This is a genomic window from Kribbella sp. NPDC004875 (genome assembly GCF_042873375.1).
Taxonomy (GTDB): domain Bacteria; phylum Actinomycetota; class Actinomycetes; order Propionibacteriales; family Kribbellaceae; genus Kribbella.
The window spans coordinates 2136180-2158398 of record NZ_JBIALI010000001.1; the positions used below are offsets into that span (position 1 = coordinate 2136180).

The 22219-nt window shown below is 67.3% G+C and carries 17 protein-coding genes; all 17 read left to right on the forward strand.

All coding sequences use genetic code 11. From position 1 onward, the window contains the following. Positions 1–9 precede the first annotated feature (9 nt). The 17 genes from ACFYRH_RS10415 (at position 10) to ACFYRH_RS10495 (ending at position 22174) form a co-directional block, all read left to right on the forward strand. Positions 10–819, forward strand: a complete 810-nt coding sequence (locus ACFYRH_RS10415; protein ID WP_387771241.1) for an IclR family transcriptional regulator — start codon at positions 10–12, stop codon at positions 817–819. After that, positions 819–2003 carry an MFS transporter gene (locus tag ACFYRH_RS10420; RefSeq protein ID WP_387771244.1) on the forward strand — a complete coding sequence of 395 codons (1185 nt, stop codon included), beginning with the start codon at positions 819–821 and terminating at the stop codon, positions 2001–2003. The genes ACFYRH_RS10415 and ACFYRH_RS10420 overlap by 1 nt, the downstream gene beginning before the upstream one ends. 219 nt (positions 2004–2222) lie before the next feature. After that, positions 2223–2843, forward strand: coding sequence for a 50S ribosomal protein L10 (gene rplJ / locus ACFYRH_RS10425; RefSeq protein ID WP_387771247.1), 621 nt, complete (start codon positions 2223–2225; stop codon positions 2841–2843). 63 nt (positions 2844–2906) lie between these two features. After that, a complete protein-coding gene (gene rplL / locus ACFYRH_RS10430) occupies positions 2907–3299 on the forward strand; it encodes a 50S ribosomal protein L7/L12 (protein WP_344191612.1) in 393 nt (130 codons plus the stop codon). 200 nt (positions 3300–3499) lie between these two features. Next, positions 3500–4447 (forward strand): ABC transporter ATP-binding protein, encoded by a 948-nt coding sequence (locus ACFYRH_RS10435; RefSeq protein ID WP_387771250.1) that lies wholly within the window; start codon positions 3500–3502, stop codon positions 4445–4447. A 115-nt stretch (positions 4448–4562) separates the two neighbouring features. Continuing rightward, entirely contained in the window at positions 4563–5336 is a 774-nt protein-coding gene (locus ACFYRH_RS10440) for an MlaE family ABC transporter permease (RefSeq protein WP_387771253.1), read from the forward strand. Between the two features lie 13 nt (positions 5337–5349). Further along, positions 5350–6168: an MlaE family ABC transporter permease gene (locus tag ACFYRH_RS10445; protein ID WP_387771774.1), complete on the forward strand. Its 819-nt coding sequence runs from the start codon at positions 5350–5352 to the stop codon at positions 6166–6168. Next, positions 6165–7502 carry an MCE family protein gene (locus tag ACFYRH_RS10450; protein WP_387771255.1) on the forward strand — a complete coding sequence of 446 codons (1338 nt, stop codon included), beginning with the start codon at positions 6165–6167 and terminating at the stop codon, positions 7500–7502. Before ACFYRH_RS10445 ends, ACFYRH_RS10450 begins: the two co-directional genes overlap by 4 nt. Then, a complete protein-coding gene (locus tag ACFYRH_RS10455; RefSeq protein ID WP_387771258.1) occupies positions 7499–8530 on the forward strand; it encodes an MCE family protein in 1032 nt (343 codons plus the stop codon). Before ACFYRH_RS10450 ends, ACFYRH_RS10455 begins: the two co-directional genes overlap by 4 nt. Further along, complete coding sequence (locus tag ACFYRH_RS10460; RefSeq protein WP_387771260.1) at positions 8527–9540, forward strand: MCE family protein; 1014 nt, start codon at positions 8527–8529, stop codon at positions 9538–9540. Before ACFYRH_RS10455 ends, ACFYRH_RS10460 begins: the two co-directional genes overlap by 4 nt. Further along, a complete protein-coding gene (locus tag ACFYRH_RS10465) occupies positions 9540–10727 on the forward strand; it encodes an MCE family protein (protein ID WP_387771263.1) in 1188 nt (395 codons plus the stop codon). Before ACFYRH_RS10460 ends, ACFYRH_RS10465 begins: the two co-directional genes overlap by 1 nt. Next, complete coding sequence (locus ACFYRH_RS10470; protein ID WP_387771266.1) at positions 10724–11956, forward strand: MCE family protein; 1233 nt, start codon at positions 10724–10726, stop codon at positions 11954–11956. The genes ACFYRH_RS10465 and ACFYRH_RS10470 overlap by 4 nt, the downstream gene beginning before the upstream one ends. Further along, positions 11953–13242 (forward strand): MCE family protein, encoded by a 1290-nt coding sequence (locus ACFYRH_RS10475; protein WP_387771269.1) that lies wholly within the window; start codon positions 11953–11955, stop codon positions 13240–13242. Before ACFYRH_RS10470 ends, ACFYRH_RS10475 begins: the two co-directional genes overlap by 4 nt. Further along, the gene (locus tag ACFYRH_RS10480) at positions 13239–13730 is read left to right on the forward strand and encodes a hypothetical protein (RefSeq protein WP_387771272.1); all 492 of its coding nucleotides are present in this window, start codon (positions 13239–13241) and stop codon (positions 13728–13730) included. Before ACFYRH_RS10475 ends, ACFYRH_RS10480 begins: the two co-directional genes overlap by 4 nt. Further along, positions 13730–14497, forward strand: coding sequence for a hypothetical protein (locus tag ACFYRH_RS10485; protein ID WP_387771275.1), 768 nt, complete (start codon positions 13730–13732; stop codon positions 14495–14497). Before ACFYRH_RS10480 ends, ACFYRH_RS10485 begins: the two co-directional genes overlap by 1 nt. A gap of 265 nt (positions 14498–14762) precedes the next feature. Continuing rightward, a complete protein-coding gene (gene rpoB / locus ACFYRH_RS10490) occupies positions 14763–18245 on the forward strand; it encodes a DNA-directed RNA polymerase subunit beta (protein ID WP_387771278.1) in 3483 nt (1160 codons plus the stop codon). A gap of 68 nt (positions 18246–18313) precedes the next feature. After that, positions 18314–22174: a DNA-directed RNA polymerase subunit beta' gene (locus ACFYRH_RS10495; RefSeq protein WP_387771281.1), complete on the forward strand. Its 3861-nt coding sequence runs from the start codon at positions 18314–18316 to the stop codon at positions 22172–22174. Positions 22175–22219: the final 45 nt, after the last annotated feature.

The window sequence follows — 22219 nt, forward strand, 5'->3', positions numbered from 1 at the left end:
CATTCCGGCATGCAGGAACAGCGTGGCTCGGTGCAGTCGATCGACCGCGCTGTGGCGATCCTCCGCTGCTTCGACGCCCGTACTCCGGACCTCGGGATCAGTGATCTGGCCCGGGCGACGGGTCTGTCGACGAGCACCGTGCATCGGCTGCTGCTGGCCATGCAGGAGAACGGACTCGTCCGGCAGACCGCCCACCGGCGGTACGCGATCGGACCGCTCGTCGTGCAGCTCGCACACAGCGGTGGGATTCCGGCCGGGCTGCGGGACGCCGCGATGCCAGTGCTGCGTGCACTCCGCGATGACACAGGGGAGACCGCGGCCGTGCACGAGTTACTGCCGTCCGGGCAGCGCGTCGTCCTGGACCAGGTCGAGAGCTTCCACCAACTGCGCCGTACCTACACGGAGTTCGGACTGCCGGTCGCGTTACCGCTGGGTGCGCCGGGGAAGGCATTGCTCGCGTTCCTGCCGTTCGAGGAGCAGCAGGAGGTCCTGAAGGGACAGCTCGACCAGGTGCAGCCGGCAACGATCACCGACCCGCAGGTGCTGGCGGAGCAGTTCGCGGAGATCCGGCGGCGCGGCTACGCGATGTCGCGGACCGAGCGGACGCCGGGGATCTGCAGCGTCGCCGCGCCGGTGTTCGGCTACTCCGGTGACGTCGCCGGCTGTCTCAGTGTGTCCGGCCCCGAGATGCGGATGCCGGTAGAGCGGATGGAGGAGTTCGGGATGAGGGTCGCCGCTGGTGCCTGGTCGGTGTCGGAGCTGCTGGGAGCCACCCCGGCCGCCCGGGACCGCAGTACGGCGCTGGCCGGCGGCCGGTGATGTCCCAGGCTCGGAGTCTGCTGAAGATCGCGCCTGCTGTTTATCTGCCCGCACTGCTCTACGGGATCGGCCAGGGCGCCATCGCGCCGGTCATCGCTCTCTCGGCGACGCATCGGGGCGCATCGGTCGCCGTAGCCGGTCTGGTCGTCGCTGCGGCCGGTCTGGGCCAGGTGGTCGGTGACATCCCCGCTGGTGCACTGACGAACCGCATTGGTGAGCGCAGGGCGATGCTGGGCGCCACCGTCCTTGTCGCACTCGCCTTGGCCGCCTGTCTGGTTGTGCCGACGGTCTGGGGACTGGCCATAGCCATTGGCTGCACAGGACTGGCCGGTGCGGTCTGGGGCCTTGCACGACAGGCCTATCTGAGCGAGGCGGTGCCTATCGAGTTGAGAGCGCGGGCCCTGTCCACGCTGGGCGGCGTACAGCGTATCGGCTCTTTCATCGGCCCGTTCCTCGGCGCAGGCGTCATGAAGTTCCTCGGTACGGACGGCGCTTACTGGGTGCACCTAGTAGCCGCATTGCTCGCCTGTGCCGTCCTGGTAAGCCTGCCGGACGTCGCACATACCCGGCCAAGAGGCCCTGTCGCAGCGCAATCGACCTGGGGCGTCATCCGCGACCACCTCCCGGTACTGCGGACACTCGGGGTCGGAGCGCTGCTCGTCGGGGCGGTCCGTGCGTCGCGACAGGTGGTGATCCCGCTGTGGGCGCTGCACATCGGACTGGACCCGCAGACGACAAGCATCATCTTCGGACTGTCTGGTGCGGTCGACATGCTCCTGTTCTATCCAGCGGGTTCCGTCATGGACCGGCTCGGGCGCAAGTGGGTCGCCGTACCGTCGATGTTCGTGCTGGGGCTGGCGCATCTGCTGTTGCCGTTGACGCACACCACGGTGACGCTGACCGCGGTGGCGCTGCTGATGGGAATCGGGAACGGGCTGGGCGCCGGGGTGATCATGACGCTGGGAGCGGATGCCTCGCCGGCGGTAGGACGGGCGCAGTTCCTCGGGGCGTTCCGGTTGTTCGCGGACACTGGGAACGGGGCGGGCCCGTTGTTGCTGGCCGGGGCGACCGCGGTGCTCGGGCTGGCGCCGGCGATCGTGATCATGGCGGGAACGGGGTGGGCCGCGGCCACGGCGATGCACCGCTGGATCCCGCCGCATCCGCGCGCCGGACAACCGGTCTGAACAACCGATTTGGTCAAACAGCAACACACCAGGCACACTGGAGGCTGCCGAAGACCGCTGGTCGTCACCTCCGGGTGACTGAAGGTCCCGTCGAGAGACGGGCGGCCCGCGTAGGTGACTTGGACAGTGACACTGTATGTCTCACACCCTTGCGCCTGCGCAGGGGTGTTTCTTCTTGTCAGGGGTCCTCGGCGTGGAAGCCGATAGAAGGAGACCCCCATGGCGAGGCCGGACAAGGCAGCCGCTGTCGCGGAGCTGACGGACGAGTTCCGTAGCTCCAACGGCGCCGTGCTGACCGAGTACCGCGGTCTCACCGTCGCGCAGCTCAAGCAGCTTCGAGTTTCGCTCGGTGACGACGTGAACTACGCCGTGGTGAAGAACACACTGACCAAGATCGCGGCCAAGGATGCCGGCGTCGACTCGTTCGACAGCCTGCTCGAAGGCCCCTCCGCGATCGCCTTCATCAAGGGCGATGCGGTGGTTGCGGCCAAGGGTCTGCGTGACTTCGCCAAGGCGAATCCCCTTCTCGTCATCAAGGGCGGCGTGCTCGACGGCAAGCCGCTCAGCTCTGACGAGATCAGCAAGCTCGCTGACCTGGAGTCGCGTGAGGTCCTCCTCGCGAAGCTCGCAGGTGCGATGAAGGCGGCCCCGCAGCAAGCGGTGTCGCTGTTCGCTGCTCCGCTGTCGCAGGCCGCGCGCCTGTTCGCGGCGCTGCAGGACAAGCTGCCGGCCGACGCTGCTCCGGCAGCGGTCCAGGACACGGTGCAGGACGCCGTCCAGGACACGACCGACGCACCTGCCGAGGCGAGCACCGAGGAGACCGCCGCAGCGGACAGCTGAGGCGTCTCACCGCAACACCCCATCAGTGATCATCAAGCACCATTGTTAGGAAGGACCGCCATCATGGCGAAGCTCAGCACCGAAGAGCTGCTCGGCCAGTTCAAGGAACTGACCCTGCTGGAGCTGTCGGAGTTCGTTAAGGCGTTCGAGGAGGAGTTCGGCGTCACCGCCGCCGCCCCGGTCGCCGTTGCCGCTGCCCCGGCAGCCGGTGGTGCCGGTGGCGCCGCCGAGGAGGCCGCCGAGCAGGACGAGTTCGACGTCGTCCTGGAGTCGGCCGGCGACAAGAAGATCCAGGTCATCAAGGAGGTGCGCGGTCTCACGAGCCTCGGCCTGAAGGAGGCCAAGGACCTCGTGGAGTCGGCCCCGAAGCCGGTCCTGGAGAAGGTCGACAAGGCTGCCGCGGAGAAGGCCAAGGAGGCCCTCGAGGGCGCCGGCGCCACCGTCACCCTGAAGTGATCTCAGTTACGGCCGGTCACCGGACGTAACGAATGTGTTGAGAAGGGCGGTCCCTGGACGGGGGCCGTCCTTCTTGCATTTCCGGATGGCTACGATCGCAATCGCTTGACTTCCAGGGGTTACGGAAAACCGTACTCGTGCGTAACCTAGGCCACTGCCCTGTCGTTGGGCAGCAGCAGACATACCCGTGAGGAGGGCCGGTGGGCGTAGAAGTCCGCGTCGAGGGTCTCACCAAATCCTTCGGAAGCCAGCTGATCTGGGGCGATGTGTCCCTGACGCTGCCGGCCGGTGAGATCTGCGTGATGCTCGGCCCGTCCGGAACCGGCAAGTCGGTGTTCCTGAAGACGCTGATCGGGCTGCTGAAGCCGGACAAGGGACATGTCTGGATCGAAGGCACCGATATCGCCACCTGCAGTGAGCGCGAGCTGTACGACATCCGCCGGCTGTTCGGCGTCCTGTTCCAGGACGGCGCGATGTTCGGCTCGATGAACCTGTACGACAACGTCGCCTTCCCGCTCCGTGAGCACACCAAGAAGTCCGAGTCCGACATCCGCTCCATCGTGATGGAGAAGATGGAGATGGTCGGCCTGGTCGGTGCCGAGCGGAAGCTGCCGGGCGAGATCTCCGGTGGTATGCGCAAAAGAGCCGGCCTGGCCCGCGCGCTGGTGCTGGATCCCGAGATCCTGCTGGTCGACGAGCCGGACTCCGGCCTGGACCCGGTCCGGACGTCGTTCCTGAACCAGGTGATGATCGACCTCAACGAGGCGTTCAGCCCCACTTTCCTGATCGTCACGCACGACGTGAACACGGCGCGGACGGTCCCGGACAACATCGGCATGCTGTACCACCGGCACCTGGCGATGTTCGGCCCGCGCGAGATGCTGCTGTCCAGTGAGGAGCCGGTCGTCCGGCAGTTCCTGAACGCGCAGATGGTCGGCCCGATCGGGATGTCCGAGGAGAAGGACGCCGAGGAGCTGGCGGCCGAGGCCGGTCAGGAGTTGCCGCCGCTGCCGCCGATCCCGATCCAGCAGCTACCGAGCAGCGGCATGCTGCGGCCGACACAGCGCGAGCCCGGCGCCTGGTGCCGCGAGAACGGCGTCACCCCGCCACCAGGCTCCTTCATGTCCGCCACGGTCGGAGCATCGTGACCGTATTGAATGCCGCGCTGCCGCGCGGCCGGTCACGGGGCTTCGCCTCCCGGTCTTCCCTCGTCGCTCCGGTCGCTGCGCTCCCTGCGCTCCTCAGTCCAGACCGGGAGGCCCCGTGACCGTTTCGGCTACGGCCCCGCTGAAGCATGCGGGCTCCTTGTTCGCGTTCGCCCTGGACACCGGGCGGGCGTCGTTCCGGCGACCGTTCCAGGTCAAGGAGTTCCTGCAGCAGGCCTGGTTCGTCGCGAGCGTGACGATCATCCCGACCGCGCTGGTCGCGATCCCGTTCGGCGCGGTGATCGCCTTGCAGGTGGGTGGCCTGATCAAGCAGTTCGGCGCGCAGGCGTTCACCGGGTCGGCCGCGGTCCTCGCGGTGGTCCGGGAGGCGTCGCCGATCGCGACCGCGCTGCTGATCGCCGGCGCCGGCGGTTCCGCGATCTGCGCGGACCTCGGCTCCCGCAAGATCCGCGAGGAGCTCGACGCGATGATGGTGCTCGGGATCGACCCGATCCAGCGCCTCGTCGTACCGCGGGTGCTCGCGACGATGCTGGTCGCGTTCTTCCTGAACGGGTTCGTCAGCGTGGTCGGCGTGATGGGCGGTTACGTCTTCAACGTCGTGCTCCAGGACGGCACCCCGGGCAGTTACATCGCGAGCTTCACCGCGCTCGCCCACCTGCCCGACCTGTGGCAGGGGCAGGCGAAGGCGCTGGTCTTCGGCTTCATTGCCGCGGTCGTGGCGTCGTACAAGGGCTGCAACGCGGGCGGCGGTCCGAAGGGCGTCGGCGACGCCGTGAACCAGTCCGTCGTCATCACCTTCATGCTGCTGTTCGTCGCGAACTTCTCGATGACCGCGATCTACTTCCAGCTCGTCCCGCCGAAGGGGGCCTGACGTGTCGGCCCTGATGGACACCCTGGTCAAGAAGCCGCTGAACTCGCTCGACCGGCTCGGTGAGCAGCTCGCCTTCTACATCAAGGCGCTGGCCTGGTCCGGTAAGTCGGTCACCCGGTACCGCAAGGAGATCTTACGGCTGCTCGCCGAGGTGACGCTCGGCACCGGCGCGCTGGCGGTGATCGGCGGCACGGTCGGCGTGATCACGTTCCTGGCGTTCTTCACCGGCACCGAGGTCGGCCTGCAGGGGTACTCGGCGCTGAACCAGATCGGCACGTCGGCGTTCGCGGGCTTCGTGTCGGCGTACATCAACACCCGTGAGATCGGCCCGCTGATCGCCGGGATCGCGCTGGCCGCGACCGTCGGCTGCGGGTTCACCGCGCAGCTCGGCGCGATGCGGATCAGCGAGGAGATCGACGCCCTCGAGGTGATGGCGATCCCGTCGCTGCCGTTCCTGGTCACCACCCGGATCATCGCCGGCCTGATCGCCGTCATCCCGCTGTACGTCGTGGGTCTGCTCGCCTCGTACTTCGCGACCAGACTCACCGTCACCACGTTCTACGGGCAGAGCACCGGGACGTACGACCACTACTTCCACCTGTTCCTGCCACCCGGGGACGTGCTCTGGTCGTTCGGCAAGGTGCTGGTGTTCTCGGTGCTCGTCATCCTGGTGCACTGCTATCACGGCTACCACGCGACCGGCGGTCCGGCCGGTGTGGGCGTCGCCGTCGGTCGCGCCGTCCGGACGTCGATCGTCGTCATCAACGTCGTCGACCTGCTGCTGTCGATGGCGATCTGGGGTACGACGACCACGGTGAGGTTGGCCGGATGACCAGACTGATCTCCCACAAGGTGCTCGGCGTCGCGTTCATCGGCGTACTGGTCTTCCTGCTCTGGCTGACGTACGCGTTCTACGCGAAGGTCTTCACCAAGACCGTGAACGTCGAGCTGAAGACGAGTCACATCGGCCTGCAGCTCAACGAGCACGCGGACGTGAAGCTGCGCGGCATCATCGTCGGCGAGGTCCGCGGGGTCTCCACGGACGGCGACGAGGCCACCGTCCAGCTCGCGCTGAAGCCGGACCAGGTGAACGAGATCTCCAGTGCGGTCAGCGCCCGGATCCTCCCGAAGACGCTGTTCGGCGAGAAGTACGTCGCGCTGGTGCCGCCGACCGGTGTGGAGAGTGTCGGTGGCCGGCACATCAAGGCCGGCGACGTGATCAGCCGGGACAAGACCGCGGTCGGCATCGAGATCGAGAAGGTGCTGAACGACGCGCTGCCGCTGCTCCAGGCGGTCGACCCGGCCGACCTGAACGCCACGCTGAACACGCTCGCGACCGCGCTCGAGGGCCGCGGCGCCGAGATCGCCGGCACGCTGACGCAGCTCGACGGCTACCTGAAGAAGCTGAACCCGAGCGTCCCGAAGCTGATGGACGCGCTGGCCAAGCTCACCCAGGTCGCGAACCTGTACGGCGACGCCACGCCCGATCTGGTCCGGGCCTTGCGCAACCTCACCATCACCGGCAACACCGTCGTGGAGAAGCAGCAGCAGCTGCAGCAGTTCTTCGTCGACGTGCAGGGCCTGTCCAGCACCGGGAACGCGTTCCTGAAGGAGAACGAGGACCGGGTGATCCGGCTCGGCCAGGTGAGCCGTCCGGTGCTCGACCTGCTCGAGCGGTACTCGCCCGAGGTGCCGTGCTTCCTCCAGGTGATGACGGAGACCGCCCCGATCCTGAACGACACGTTCCGCGACGGCCGGCTGAACATCAACCTGGAACTGATCACCAATCAGCCGACCCCCTACGAGCCGAACGAGAAACCGGTGTACGCCGACCATCGCGGCCCGACCTGTGTCGGCAGGAACTACAGCCACCCGGGCTCGAAACCGGGCCCCTACACGCAGGAGAACCCGGCGCCGTACATCACCGGTGACGACGGCGTGATCGGCGACCACAACAAGAACCAGCGCTTCCCGGTCGACCTGCAGCTGAACCGCGCCATGCCGGGATTCGCGATGGACACCCAGGGCGTCGGGACGCCGGCCGAACAGAAGATCATCGATTCGGTCGTCGGCCCCGAGATGGGCGTCGCCCCGAGCGACGTACCGGACCTGACCACCCTCATGGTCGGCCCCCTGCTACGCGGAGGGCAGGTGAACCTCAGGTGAGCTTCTTCGACAGGAAGACCACGTTCGACACCGTGCGGCTCGGGATCTTCGTGGTGGTGACGACGATCGCCACCGCGTTGCTGGCGGTGACGATCGGGAACATCAGCTTCAACCCGACGACGAAGTACCGCGCGGTGTTCACCGACGCGGTCGGGCTGAACCAGGGTGACGACATCCGGATCGCCGGCGTGAAGGTCGGGCAGGTCGACAAGATCCAGCTGTACCAGGACAAACTGGCGATGGTGACGTTCAGCGTCGACTCCGACCAGGTGGTCGACACCTCGACGCACGCGACGCTGCGCTACCGCAACCTGGTCGGCAACCGGTACATCGCGCTGACCGACGGCGTCGGCGGCGGCGAGCGGCTGAAGAAGAACGCGGTCATCCCGAAGGAGCGGACCACGCCGGCGCTGGACCTGTCGGTGCTGTTCAACGGGTTCAAGCCGCTGTTCACCGCACTCACCCCGGCGGACGTGAACCAGTTCGCGTTCGAGGTGATCAAGGTGCTGCAGGGTGAGGGCGGCACGATCGAGTCGCTGCTCGCCAAGACCGCGTCGCTGACCACCACGCTCGCCGACGCCGACCAGGTGATCGGCGACCTGATCACGAACCTGACCTCGACGCTGCAGATCGTCTCGCAGCGGCAGCAGAACTTCTCGCAGTTGCTGGTGAACCTGCAGCAGTTCATCACCGGGCTGAGTCAGGACATCAACCCGATCCTCAGCTCGCTGACCTCGATCAACTCGCTGAACACCAAGACCGCCGGCCTGCTGCAGCAGACCCGGGTGCCGATCAAGGCCGACCTGGACCAGCTGCGGACGGTCGCGAGCACGCTCGACGACACCCAGTCGATCTGGGTGAAGACCCTCCAGTTCATGCCGGAGAAGCTCAACACGATGACCCGCACCGCGTCGTACGGCTCCTGGTTCAACTTCTACCTGTGCAACTTCGACGGCAACGTCACGCTGCCCACCGGCACCCGCGTCCCGGTCGCCTACGACCTCAACTCGGCGAGGTGCAAGAAGTGAAGCCTTTCCGCGAGCAGAACCAGGTCACGATCGGCGTCGTCGGGCTGACCGTGATCGGGCTGATCATGCTGGCCGCCTTCAAGGCGCAGGACCTGCCGCTGATCGGCGGCGGGACGAAGTACTCCGCGCAGTTCTCCGAGGCCGGCGGGCTGAAGGCGAACGACGAGATCCGGGTCGCCGGTGTGCGGGTCGGCAAGGTCCGCGACGTCGAGCTCGAAGGCACCCACGTCCGGGTCGACTTCGTCGTCGACAAGGGCGTGAAGCTCGGCGACCAGACCGGCGCCGAGATGAAGATCAAGACGCTGCTCGGCCAGAAGTACCTGAAGCTGAACCCGGCCGGTACGGGGCAGCTGAAGGCCGGCTCCGAGATCCCGCTGGCGCGGACGGTCTCGGCGTACGACGTCGTGGACGCGTTCACGGACCTGGCCAACACCACCGAGCGGATCAACACCGCCCAGCTCGCGAAGGCCCTGGACACGTTGTCGGCGACGTTCAAGAACACGCCGGAAGAGGTGCAGGCCTCGCTGACCGGTCTGTCCCGGCTGTCGCGGAACGTGGCCAAGCGCGACGAGCAGCTCAAACTGCTGCTCCAGCACTCGAACGTGGTCACCAAGGTGCTCGCCGACCGCAACCAGCAGCTGATCAAGCTGATGAAGGACGGGAACACCGTCTTCCAGGCCGTGCAGGCCCGCCGTGCTCTGATCCACCAGCTGCTGGTGTCGACGCAGAAGCTGTCCGCGCAGATCACCGCGCTGGTCCGCGAGAACCGCAAGGATCTCGGGCCGACGCTGCAGAAGGTCAACGCGGTCCTCGCGGTCCTGCTCAAGAACCAGAACTCCCTGGACGCGAGCATCAAGGGGCTGGCGCCGTTCGTGCGGGTCTTCACCAACACGCTCGGCACCGGGCCGTGGTTCGACACCTACCTGCAGAACCTGGTGCCGGTCCCGGAGATCCCCTTGCCCAGTGTGCTGCCGTCCGGGCTGCCGCCGATCCTGGGAGGTGGCGGCTGATGCGGATCAACGGACTGTCCCGGCTGGTCGCGGTGGCGGTGGTCCTGGTGATCATCGCGGTCGGTGCCGTGTCGCTGTGGCCGAAACCCGAGCGGGTGACGGCGACGGCGTACTTCCCGCGGGCCGTGTCGGTGTACCCCGGTTCCGATGTCCGGATCCTCGGGATCAAGGTCGGCGAGGTCGAGAGCGTGACGCCGGCCGGGCGGAGCGTGCGGGTGAAGTTCTGGTGGGAGGCGAAGCACAAGGTGCCGGCCACCGCGAAGGCGGTGATCGCGTCGCCGTCGATCGTCGCGGACCGGTACGTGCAGCTCACTCCGGCGTACTCCAAGGGCGCGGTGATGGCCGATGGCGCGGAGATTCCGCTGGACCGGACCGCCGTACCGCTGGAGCTCGACCAGATCTACCAGAGCCTGAACGACCTCTCGGTGGCGCTCGGTCCGAAGGGCGCGAACGACCAGGGCGCGCTCGCGCGACTGCTCGACGTCTCCGCGAAGAACCTGAACGGTCAGGGCACCAAGCTGAACCAGACGATCACCGACGTGTCGAAGCTGACCAGCACCCTGTCGGGCAACTCGTCGGCGCTGTTCAACACGATCCGGCAGCTGCAGACCTTCGTGTCCGCGCTGGCCGCGAACGACCAGCTGGTCCGGCAGTTCAACACGAACTTCGCCAAGACCTCGACCACGCTGGCCGGTGAGCGCCAGGACCTCGGCGCCGCGCTGTCGCTGCTCGCGACCGCGCTCGGCGAGGTCGCGACCTTCGTCAAGGACAACCGGACACTGGTGAAGGGCACGGTCTCGCAGGCGACCGCGCTGTCGCAGATCCTGGTCAAGGAGAAGGCCGCGATCGCCGAGGTGCTCGACACCGCGCCGCTCGGTCTCGGGAACCTCGCGCGGATCTACAACCCGCAGTTCGGCACGCTGGACCAGCGGATCAACCCCGGCCAGCTCGACGACCCGGCGACCTTCGTCTGCTCGCTGCTGCTGCAGGCGGGCCAGTCGAAGTCCCTGTGCTCGACGCTGAAGCCGGTGCTCGACGCGCTTGCCAAGCTGCCGCTGATCCAGCAGCTGACCGGCACCGCGCCGGCCAGCGGTGGCCCCGCCGGTACGCCGTGGGCGCCCGCGCCGAAGGCTCCGTTGAACAGTCCGGACCCGGTCGACCCGACGCTCGGAGGGCTGGTCAAATGAGCCGACGCCGTACGTCGTTCGTCGCGGGAGTCGCCGCGCTCGCCATGCTGTTGAGCGGGTGTGATTTCAGCGTCTACTCGCTGCCGTTGCCCGGTGGCGCGAAGATCAAGGGACCGTCGTACACGGTCACCGTCGAGTTCGCCGACGTCCTGGACCTGGTGCCGAAGTCGACGGTGAAGGTCGACGACGTCACCGTCGGCACGGTCGAGAAGGTCTGGCTGGACGGGTACGTCGCGAAGGTGCGGATCCGGCTGCCGAAGAGTCTCGCGCTGCCGGACAACACGCACGCGACCATCCGGCAGACCAGTCTGCTCGGCGAGAAGTTCGTGTCGCTGTCGCGGCCGACCGGCTCCGAGCAGCCGCGCGGCAAGCTGGACAACGGCGAGCTGATCCCGCTGTCCCGGACCACCAGCAACGTCGAGGTCGAAGAGGTTCTGTCGGCGCTCTCGCTGCTGCTGAACGGCGGCGGGGTGGCGCAGCTGCAGATCATCACCCAGGAGCTGAACAAGGCCCTGACCGGTAACGAGCCGGCGATCCGCAGCGTGCTGACCCAGCTGAACGAGTTCGTCGGGACGCTGGACCAGAACAAGGCGCGGATCGTCACCGCGATCACCGCCGTCGACGCGCTGGCGAAGAAGCTGAACGCGCAGAAGGCGACGTTGGCGACCGCGATCGACTCGCTGCCGAAGTCGATCAAGACGCTCGACCAGCAGCGGGCCGCGCTGGTCAAGACGCTGCAGGCGCTGGCCACGCTGGGCAACACCGCGACCCGGGTGATCACCTCGGCACAGAAGGACCTGGTCGCCAACCTGCAGTCGCTGTACCCGATCCTGAGCAAGCTCGCCGAGGCGGGGCAGAACCTGCCGAAGTCGCTCGAGCTGCTGTTCACGTACCCGTTCCCGGACCAGGCCGCCAAGGCTGCGAAGGGTGACTACACGAACCTCGGGATCACGCTCGATGTGAACACCCAGAAGGCGCTCAAGGGCCTGCTCGGGCTGACGCTCCCGACGGTCGGCCCGTCCGCGATCCCGACCGGCCGGATCAGCCTGCCGCTGCATCTGCCGACCTCGCCGGGGCAGGGCAGTGCCTTGCCGTCGCTGCCGGTCCCGACCGGGACCAAGACGACGTGCATCACCGTGCTCGGGCTGCCGGTCTGCAGTGCGGAGCTGCGACGGTCCGGGTTCGATCCCGACCTTGCCCGCGCGCTGATGCCGGGGGCGGTCGGATGATCACCAGAGCGGTCCGGATCCAGCTGATGGTGTTCCTGCTGATCACCGTGGTCGGCGTCGCGTTCGTCGGCGCGAAGTACGCCCAGATCGACAAGCTGGTGGTCGACACCGACTACACGGTGAGCGCGAGCTTCGCCGAGTCCGGCGGGATCTTCTCCGGCGCCGAGGTGACGTACCGCGGTCAGCCGGTCGGGCGGGTCGGCGACCTCAAGCTGCTGTCCGACGGCGTCGACGTGAACCTCCGGATCGACAAGAAGTACAAGATCCCGAACGACCTGATCGCGGTGGTCGCGAACCGGTCCGCGATCGGCGAGCAGTACGTCGATCTGCAGCCGCGCCGCGACGGAGCGCCGTACCTGCAGAACAACTCGAAGATCGACCGCAAGGACACCGCGATCCCGATCGACACCACCGAGCTGCTGCTGAATCTCGACCAGCTGGTGAACTCGGTCGACAAGGAGAGCCTGCGGACCACGGTGCGCGAGCTCGGCGCCGCCCTGAAGGGCAAGGGCACCGACCTGCAGAAGATCATCGACAGCTCCGGGCAGCTGATCGACACCGCGGACGCGAACGTGCTGCAGACGATCAAGCTGATCAACGACGGCGACACCGTGCTCGCCACCCAGGTGGCCAGCGGTGACGCGATCAAGACCTGGGCGAAGAACCTCGCGCTGCTGTCCGACACCCTGGTCAGCTCGGACGCGAACCTGCGCAAGGTGATCGACCAGGGCTCGCTGGCCTCCACCCAGGTCACCGGCCTGATCCAGGACAACCGCGCGGACATCGCGGTGCTGCTCGGTAACCTGCTGACGGTGAGCGAACTGACCGCCGTCCGGCTGGACGCCGTCGAGCAGCTGCTGGTCGTCTACCCGGCGGTCTCGATGGGCGGGTACGTCGTCCCGGCGAAGAACGCCGACGGGCACTACGACGCTCACTTCGGGCTGGTGCTCGGGATCAGCCCGCCGGCCTGCCGGCCCGGGTACGGCGGGACGGACAAGCGGGTCCCGCAGGACACCACGGACACCAAGGCGAACACCAAGGCCGGCTGTACGGCGAACCCGTCGACCGGGATCAACGTCCGTGGCTCACAGAACAAGCCGTCCCCGTCGTCGCGTGCGGACCTGAACCGCACCGGCTACGGGATCGGCTACGACCAGACCACCGGCGCCGCGGGTGGTTCCGGGGGGATGCCGGAGATGGTCCTCGGATCGACCGGCGGACAGCAGGAGTTGCTCGGCAGCGACTCCTGGAAGGCTCTGATTCTCGGACCGGTGACCAGCAAGTGACTGCACGCAACGGCCGGCTGGTGCTGGCCTGGGCGCTGAGCGTCCTGCTCCTGGTGGCGCTCGCCGGGCTGACCCTGTCCGTGGTGGCCCTGGGCCGCCAGCGGGCCGCCGACTCGGCGCGGGACGGCGCGATGAAGTCCGCGCGACAGCTCGCGCTGGACTTCACGACGTACGACTACCAGACCTGGGACGCGGACTCGAAGCGGGTGCTGGACGACTCGACGGGGCAGTTCAAACAGGAGTTCCAGGCCGGGCTGGACGCGGTGAAGACCGACGTGGCGACCAACAAGGCGACCTCCAAGGGGGACGTGAAGGAGGCCGCGGTGGTCTCGAACGACAAGGACTCCGCCCAGGTGCTGGTGATCGTGAACGCGGTGGTCACCAACACGGCCTCGACCGACGGCGTCGAGCGCCGGTACCGGATCAAGCTGGACATGGTCCGCGAGAAGGACCGCTGGCTGACCGCCGACCTGCAGGTGGTGGGCTGATGCCGGACCGCCGCAACCGTCCCCGGATCGCCGGCCAGCGCCGTACGGCGGCCGCGACCCCGACTGTCGACGACACCCCGACCGACGACACCCCGACCGACGAGACCCCGACCGACGAGACCCGGGCCGACGACACGCGGGTCGACGCGACCTCGGTCGGTGACGCGGAGGCCGGGGAAGCCGGCTCCGCCCAGGGTCAGGACGATGTGACCCCAGCCACAGCGGGTCCCTCGGGGGACCAGGCCGAGGCAGCGACGAAGGCCGCGGCGACTACGGAAGGTAAGCGCGGTCTCGGCACCCTGCTGACCGCCGGCCTGGCCGTGGTCGTCGTCCTGACGCTGACCGTCGCGGCGGTGCTCGGGATCAAGGCGTGGCACGGCAAGCAGGCCGAGGACGCCCGCGACCAGGCCGCCGCGGCCGGCCGGAAGGCGGCCGAGACCGCGCTCAGCTACGACTACCGTGACCTGGACAAAAGCTTCGCCGCGGCACGGGCGACGATGACCCCGGACTTCGCCGCGAAGTTCGACGAGACCGCCAAGGTGGCCGGTCAGCTGGCCACCAAGACCAAGGCCACGGTGAAGGCCGACGTCCGCGAGGTCGGGGTCCGCGACGGCGACGCCGACCGGGTCACGCTGATCATCTTCGTCAACCAGACCACCACCAGCACGATCACGCAGGGTAAGCCCCGGGTCGACCTGAACCGGACCCGGTTCACGATGGTCCGAAACGGCGACCGATGGCTGGTCCAGGAGATCGCCGGACTGTAATCTCTTCCTAACTCCGCACCGGAGGGGCGCCGGACGTCTCGTGGGTGATCTGCCCACTGGAGACCCCGGGTCGGTCCTTGACGGAGAGGGTGGTCCGACGGCAAACTATCGGACCCCATTGGACAGGCTTGCCTGGATCATGTAGCCTATTGCTTTGCGCTGCCTTTTCCCTCGCCCTCGCTCGGGTCTCCGACTTGACTGGGGCGGCTTGGCGTGCGCTCCCAGCACCGAAGTGATTTTTTGCGAGCCCGTGGAAGGACGCCCCTTGGTCGCCTCGCGCAACCCCCAGTCCGACAGCATTTCCAACGTCACCGGCCCCCGCCGCATCTCCTTCGCGAAGATCTCCGAACCGCTCCAGGTTCCGGATCTGCTTGCGCTGCAGGTGGACAGTTTCGACTGGCTGGTCGGTAACGAAACGTGGCAGGCCCGGGTGGCCGCCGCTGAGGCCGAGGGACGGTCGGACCTGTCCGGCCCCAGCGGCCTGGAAGAGATTTTCGAAGAGATCTCCCCGATCGAGGACTTCAGCGGCACGATGTCGCTGTCGTTCCGCGACCACCGTTTCGAGCCTCCGAAGAACACGGTCGACGAGTGCAAGGAGCGCGATGTCACGTACTCCGCGCCGCTGTTCGTCACCGCCGAGTTCATGAACAACGAGACCGGCGAGATCAAGAGCCAGACCGTCTTCATGGGCGACTTCCCGCTGATGACGCGCAAGGGCACGTTCGTGATCAACGGCACCGAGCGCGTCGTCGTCTCGCAGCTCGTCCGTTCGCCCGGTGTGTACTTCGAGCGCACCCCGGACAAGACCTCGGACAAGGACATCTTCACCGCCAAGATCATCCCGTCGCGCGGTGCGTGGCTGGAGTTCGAGGTGGACAAGCGGGACATGGTCGGCGTCCGCCTCGACCGCAAGCGCAAGCAGAACGTCACCGTCCTGCTGAAGGCGCTCGGCTGGACCGACGCGCAGATCCTCGAGGAGTTCGGCGACTACGAGTCGATCCGGCTCACCCTGGAGAAGGACCACACCTCCGGGCAGGACGACGCGCTGCTGGACATCTACCGCAAGCTGCGTCCGGGTGAACCGCCGACGCGCGAGGCCGCGCAGGCGCTGCTGGAGAACTACTACTTCAACGGCAAGCGCTACGACCTCGCCAAGGTCGGCCGCTACAAGATCAACAAGAAGCTCGGCCGGGACGAGGCGCACGACCAGGCGGTGCTGACCGTCGACGACATCGTCGCCACGATCAAGTACCTGGTCGCGCTGCACGAGGGCAAGACCGAGCTGCCGGCTCCGCGCGGCGAGATCGTGGTCGAAGAGGACGACATCGACCACTTCGGCAACCGCCGCCTGCGCACCGTGGGTGAGCTGATCCAGAACCAGCTCCGTACCGGCCTGGCCCGGATGGAGCGCGTGGTCCGGGAGCGGATGACGACCCAGGACGTCGAGGCGATCACGCCGCAGACCCTGATCAACATCCGCCCGGTGGTCGCGGCACTGAAGGAGTTCTTCGGTACGTCGCAGCTGTCGCAGTTCATGGACCAGACCAACCCGGTCGCGGGTCTGACCCACAAGCGCCGCCTGAACGCGCTCGGCCCGGGTGGTCTGAGCCGTGAGCGGGCCGGCTTCGAGGTCCGTGACGTACACCCGTCGCACTACGGCCGGATGTGCCCGATCGAGACGCCGGAAGGCCCGAACATCGGTCTGATCGGCTCGCTCGCGTCGTACGGCCGGGTGAACGCGTTCGGCTTCGTCGAGACGCCGTACCGCAAGGTCGTCGGCGGCCAGGTCACCGACCAGGTGGACTACCTGACCGCGGACGAGGAGGACCGGTTCGTCATCGCGCAGGCGAACGCCGCGCTGACCGACGACAACCGGTTCGCCGAGGAGCGGGTGCTGGTCCGTCGCCGCCACGGTGAGGTCGAGCTCGTCCCGGTCGACGACGTCGACTACATGGACGTCTCGCCGCGCCAGATGGTGTCGGTCGCGACCGCGCTGATCCCGTTCCTGGAGCACGACGACGCCAACCGCGCGCTGATGGGTTCGAACATGCAGCGCCAGGCGGTGCCGCTGATCACCTCGGACGCCCCGCTGGTCGGTACCGGCATGGAGTTCCGCGGTGCGGTCGACGCCGGCGACGTGGTCGTGTCCGACAAGCCGGGTGTGGTCAAGGAGGTCTCGGCCGACCTGATCGAGATCGCCGCCGACGACGGCACGTACCAGACCTACCGGATGGCGAAGTTCCGCCGCTCGAACCAGGGCACCTGCATCAACCAGCGCCCGCTGGTCGACGCCGGGCAGCGGGTCGAGATCGGGACGCCGCTGGCCGACGGTCCGTGCACCGACGAGGGCGAGATGGCCCTCGGCCGGAACATGCTGGTCGCGTTCATGACGTGGGAGGGCTACAACTACGAGGACGCGATCATCCTCAGCCAGCGCGTCGTGCAGCAGGACCTGCTGACCTCGATCCACATCGAGGAGCACGAGGTCGACGCCCGCGACACCAAGCTGGGCCCGGAGGAGATCACCCGGGACATCCCGAACGTCTCCGACGAGATGCTGTCCGACCTGGACGAGCGCGGCATCATCCGGATCGGCGCCGAGGTCACCACCGGTGACATCCTGGTCGGCAAGGTCACCCCGAAGGGCGAGACCGAGCTGACCCCGGAGGAGCGGCTGCTGCGCGCGATCTTCGGTGAGAAGGCGCGCGAGGTCCGCGACACGTCGCTGAAGGTGCCGCACGGCGAGGAGGGCACCGTCATCGGTGTCCGGGTCTTCGACCGCGACAACGGCGACGAGCTGCCGCCGGGCGTCAACCAGCTGGTCCGCGTCTACGTGGCCCAGAAGCGGAAGATCTCGGTCGGTGACAAGCTGGCCGGCCGGCACGGCAACAAGGGCGTCATCTCCAAGATCCTGCCGGTCGAGGACATGCCGTTCCTCGAGGACGGCACCCACGTGGACGTCATCCTGAACCCGCTGGGCGTGCCCGGCCGGATGAACGTCGGCCAGGTGCTGGAGACCCACCTCGGGTGGATCGCCAGCCGCGGCTGGGAGGTCGACCCGGAGAACGAGGAGGAGTGGGCGCAGCGGCTGATCAAGATCGGCGCCGGTGCGGCCGAGCCGATGACGAACGTCGCCACCCCGGTCTTCGATGGTGCCACCGAGGAAGAGGTCACCGGCCTGCTGTCCTCGACGCTGCCGAACCGCGACGGTGTCCGGATGGTCAACGGCCAGGGCAAGGCCCGGCTGTTCGACGGCCGTTCGGGTGAGCCGTTCCCGGACCCGATCGGTGTCGGCTACATGTACATGCTGAAGCTGCACCACCTGGTCGACGACAAGATCCACGCCCGTTCGACCGGTCCGTACTCGATGATCACCCAGCAGCCGCTGGGTGGTAAGGCGCAGTTCGGTGGCCAGCGGTTCGGCGAGATGGAGGTGTGGGCCCTGGAGGCCTACGGTGCCGCCTTCGCGCTGCAGGAGCTGCTGACCATCAAGTCCGACGACGTCGTCGGGCGGGTCAAGGTGTACGAGGCGATCGTCAAGGGCGAGAACATCCCGGAGCCGGGTATCCCGGAGTCGTTCAAGGTTCTGGTCAAGGAAATGCAGTCCCTCTGCCTCAATGTCGAGGTGCTCTCGTCCGACGGAAGCCGGGTCGAGATGCGCGACAGCGAGGAGGACGTCTTCCGGGCGGCGGAGGAACTGGGAATCGACCTGTCCCGGCGCGAGCCGAACAGCGTCGAGGAGGTCTGAGCGGGTTGCCGCTTGACATCAACAACCAACTCACTCAGACCACTTTTAGCAACGGGAGATAACACATCGTGCTCGACGTGAACTTCTTCGACGAGCTTCGGATCGGCCTGGCCACCGCGGACGAGATCCGCCAGTGGTCGCACGGCGAGGTCAAGAAGCCGGAGACGATCAACTACCGGACCCTCAAGCCCGAGCGTGACGGTCTGTTCTGCGAGAAGATCTTCGGTCCCACCCGGGACTGGGAGTGCTACTGCGGTAAGTACAAGCGCGTTCGCTTCAAGGGCATCATCTGCGAGCGGTGTGGCGTCGAGGTCACCCGCTCCAAGGTGCGCCGTGAGCGGATGGGTCACATCGAGCTGGCCGCGCCGGTCACCCACATCTGGTACTTCAAGGGTGTCCCGTCGCGACTCGGCTACCTGCTCGACCTCGCCCCGAAGGACCTGGAGAAGGTCATCTACTTCGCGGCGTACATGATCACCGACGTCGACGACGAGGCGCGGCACCGCGACCTGTCGTCGCTCGAGGGTCGTGTCGACGTCGAGCGCAAGCAGCTCGAGAACCGTCGTGACAACGACATCGAGACGCGGATGAAGAAGCTCGAGGAGGACCTGGCGCAGCTCGAGGCCGAGGGCGCCAAGGCCGACGTCCGCCGCAAGGTCAAGGAAGGCGCCGAGCGTGAGGTCAAGCAGCTGCGTGACCGTGCGCAGCGCGAGATCGACCGCCTCGACGAGGTCTGGACCCGGTTCAAGAACCTGAAGGTCCAGGACCTGGAGGGCGACGAGATCCTCTACCGCGCCATGAAGGAGCGGTTCGGCAAGTACTTCGAGGGCGCCATGGGTGCCGCCGCGATCCAGCGCCGGCTGGAGACCTTCGACCTGAAGGCCGAGGCGGACAACCTGCGCGAGACGATCAAGACCGGTAAGGGGCAGCGCAAGACCCGCGCCCTGAAGCGGCTCAAGGTCGTCACCGCGTTCCTGGCCACCAACAACAGCCCGATGGGCATGGTGCTGGACTGCGTCCCGGTGATCCCGCCGGACCTGCGCCCGATGGTGCAGCTCGACGGTGGCCGGTTCGCGACCTCGGACCTGAACGACCTGTACCGCCGGGTGATCAACCGGAACAACCGGCTCAAGCGGCTGCTCGACCTGGGCGCGCCGGAGATCATCGTCAACAACGAGAAGCGGATGCTGCAGGAGGCCGTCGACGCGCTGTTCGACAACGGCCGCCGCGGTCGTCCGGTCACCGGCCCGGGCAACCGGCCGCTGAAGTCGCTGTCCGACATGCTCAAGGGCAAGCAGGGTCGTTTCCGTCAGAACCTGCTCGGCAAGCGCGTCGACTACTCCGGCCGTTCGGTCATCGTGGTCGGCCCGCAGCTGAAGCTGCACCAGTGCGGTCTGCCGAAGGCGATGGCGCTGGAGCTGTTCAAGCCGTTCGTGATGAAGCGGCTGGTGGACCTCAACCACGCGCAGAACATCAAGTCCGCCAAGCGGATGGTCGAGCGTCAGCGCGCCCAGGTCTGGGACGTGCTGGAAGAGGTCATCACCGAGCACCCGGTACTGCTGAACCGTGCGCCTACGCTGCACCGGCTCGGCATCCAGGCGTTCGAGCCGCAGCTGATCGAGGGCAAGGCGATCCAGATCCACCCGCTCGTCTGCTCCGCGTTCAACGCGGACTTCGACGGTGACCAGATGGCGGTGCACCTGCCGCTGTCGGCCGAGGCCCAGGCCGAGGCCCGGATCCTGATGCTGTCGACGAACAACATCCTGAAGCCGGCCGACGGCCGTCCGGTCACGATGCCGACCCAGGACATGATCATCGGCATCTACTTCCTGACGATGCTCAAGGAAGGCGCCAAGGGCGAGGGCCGGGCGTTCAGCTCGGTGGCCGAGGCCGTGATGGCCTTCGACCGCAACGAGCTGTCGCTGCAGGCCAAGATCACCATCCGGCTGGGCGGTTCGGCCGCTCCGGCGGGTGCGACCGAGCTGGCCGACGGTGGCTTCGCGCTGGAGACCACGCTGGGCCGGGCACTGTTCAACGAGGCGCTGCCGGCGGACTACCCGTTCGTCGACACCGAGGTGGGCAAGAAGCAGCTCGGTGGGATCGTCAACGACCTGGCCGAGCGGTACACCAAGGTCGAGGTGGCGCACGCGCTGGACGCGCTGAAGGACCTCGGTTACTACTGGTCCACCCGTTCGGGTGTCACGGTGTCGATCGACGACTTCAGCACGCCGCCGTCGAAGCCCGAGATCATGGCCCGGTACGAGTCCCAGGCCGAGAAGGTCCAGAAGCAGTTCGAGCGGGGTCTGATCACCTCGTCCGAGCGGCGTCAGGAGCTGATCGAGATCTGGACCGGCGCCAACGCCGAGGTCGGTAAGGCGATGGAGGAGAACTTCGCCAAGGACAACCCGATCTGGATGATGGTGCACTCCGGTGCCCGAGGCAACATGATGCAGATCCGGCAGATCTCCGGTATGCGTGGTCTGGTGGCCAACCCGAAGGGCGAGATCATCGCCCGGCCGATCAAGTCCAACTTCCGTGAGGGCCTGTCCGTGGTCGAGTACTTCATCGCCACCCACGGTGCCCGGAAGGGTCTGGCCGACACCGCGCTGCGGACCGCCGACTCGGGGTACCTGACCCGTCGTCTGGTGGACGTGTCGCAGGACGTCATCATCCGCGAGGAGGACTGCGGGACCGAGCGGGGCCTGCCGAAGCAGATCGGCGAGAAGGGCCCGGACGGCAAGGTCGTGCACGCCGAGAACGTGGAGACCAGCGCGTACGCGCGGACCCTGGCCACCGACGCCCTGGACGCCGACGGCAACGTCGTGCTGCCCGGTGGCTCCGACCTGGGCGACGTGTCGATCGCGAAGCTGGTCGCGGCCGGCCTCGAAGAGGTCAAGGTCCGGTCGGTGCTCACCTGTGACGCCAAGACCGGTACCTGCGCGAAGTGCTACGGCCGTTCGCTGGCGACCGGCAAGCCGGTCGACATCGGCGAGGCGGTCGGCATCATCGCGGCCCAGTCCATCGGTGAGCCGGGTACGCAGCTGACGATGCGGACCTTCCACACCGGTGGTGTCGCGGGTGATGACATCACCCACGGTCTGCCGCGTGTGGTCGAGCTCTTCGAGGCCCGCCAGCCCAAGGGCAAGGCGCCGATCTCGGAGGCCGCCGGCCGGATCTCGATCGAGGACACCGACAAGACCCGGAAGCTGGTGCTCACCCCGGACGACGGTTCCGAGGAGGTCGCCTACCCGGTGTCGAAGCGTGGCCGCCTGCTGATCGAAGAGGGTCAGCACGTCGAGGTCGGTCAGCAGCTGACGCAGGGTACGCCGGACCCGCAGGAGGTCCTGCGGATCCTCGGTGTGCGCAAGGCGCAGGAGCACCTGGTGGACGAGGTCCAGGAGGTGTACCGGTCGCAGGGTGTGGCCATCCACGACAAGCACATCGAGATCATCGTCCGGCAGATGCTGCGCCGGGTCACGGTGATCGAGTCCGGCGAGGCGAACCTGCTGCCGGGTGAGCTCGCGGACCGGATCCTGTTCGAGGCGGAGAACCGCCGCGTGGTGGCCGAGGGCGGTACGCCGGCCTCGGGACGTCCGGTGCTGATGGGTATCACCAAGGCCTCGCTGGCGACCGAGTCGTGGCTGTCGGCCGCCTCCTTCCAGGAGACGACCCGCGTCCTCACCGAGGCCGCGATCCACGGCAAGTCCGACTCGCTGGTCGGTCTGAAGGAGAACGTCATCATCGGAAAGCTGATCCCGGCCGGTACGGGCATGGACCGTTACCGCAACATCCGGGTGGAGCCCACCGAGGAGGCGAAGGCCGCGATGTACTCGATGGTCGGCTACGAGTCGTACGACTACGACTTCGGCCCGTCCACCGGTCAGTCGGTCCCGCTCGACGACTTCGACCTCGGTTCCTACCAGAACTGAGTCCTGGTCACACCGCCGAGGGCGGCACTTCCCAGCCGGGAGGTG

What these genes read in the sequence shown, in the direction of transcription:
- ACFYRH_RS10465 (WP_387771263.1), top strand. Translation starts at nt 9,540, where the DNA reads ATGCGGATCAACGGACTGTCCCGGCTGGTCGCGGTGGCGGTGGTCCTG.
- rplL (WP_344191612.1), top strand. Translation starts at nt 2,907, where the DNA reads ATGGCGAAGCTCAGCACCGAAGAGCTGCTCGGCCAGTTCAAGGAACTG.
- ACFYRH_RS10445 (WP_387771774.1), top strand. Translation starts at nt 5,350, where the DNA reads ATGGACACCCTGGTCAAGAAGCCGCTGAACTCGCTCGACCGGCTCGGT.
- ACFYRH_RS10470 (WP_387771266.1), top strand. Translation starts at nt 10,724, where the DNA reads ATGAGCCGACGCCGTACGTCGTTCGTCGCGGGAGTCGCCGCGCTCGCC.
- rplJ (WP_387771247.1), top strand. Translation starts at nt 2,223, where the DNA reads ATGGCGAGGCCGGACAAGGCAGCCGCTGTCGCGGAGCTGACGGACGAG.
- ACFYRH_RS10450 (WP_387771255.1), top strand. Translation starts at nt 6,165, where the DNA reads ATGACCAGACTGATCTCCCACAAGGTGCTCGGCGTCGCGTTCATCGGC.
- ACFYRH_RS10420 (WP_387771244.1), top strand. Translation starts at nt 819, where the DNA reads ATGTCCCAGGCTCGGAGTCTGCTGAAGATCGCGCCTGCTGTTTATCTG.
- ACFYRH_RS10415 (WP_387771241.1), top strand. Translation starts at nt 10, where the DNA reads ATGCAGGAACAGCGTGGCTCGGTGCAGTCGATCGACCGCGCTGTGGCG.
- ACFYRH_RS10475 (WP_387771269.1), top strand. Translation starts at nt 11,953, where the DNA reads ATGATCACCAGAGCGGTCCGGATCCAGCTGATGGTGTTCCTGCTGATC.
- ACFYRH_RS10485 (WP_387771275.1), top strand. Translation starts at nt 13,730, where the DNA reads ATGCCGGACCGCCGCAACCGTCCCCGGATCGCCGGCCAGCGCCGTACG.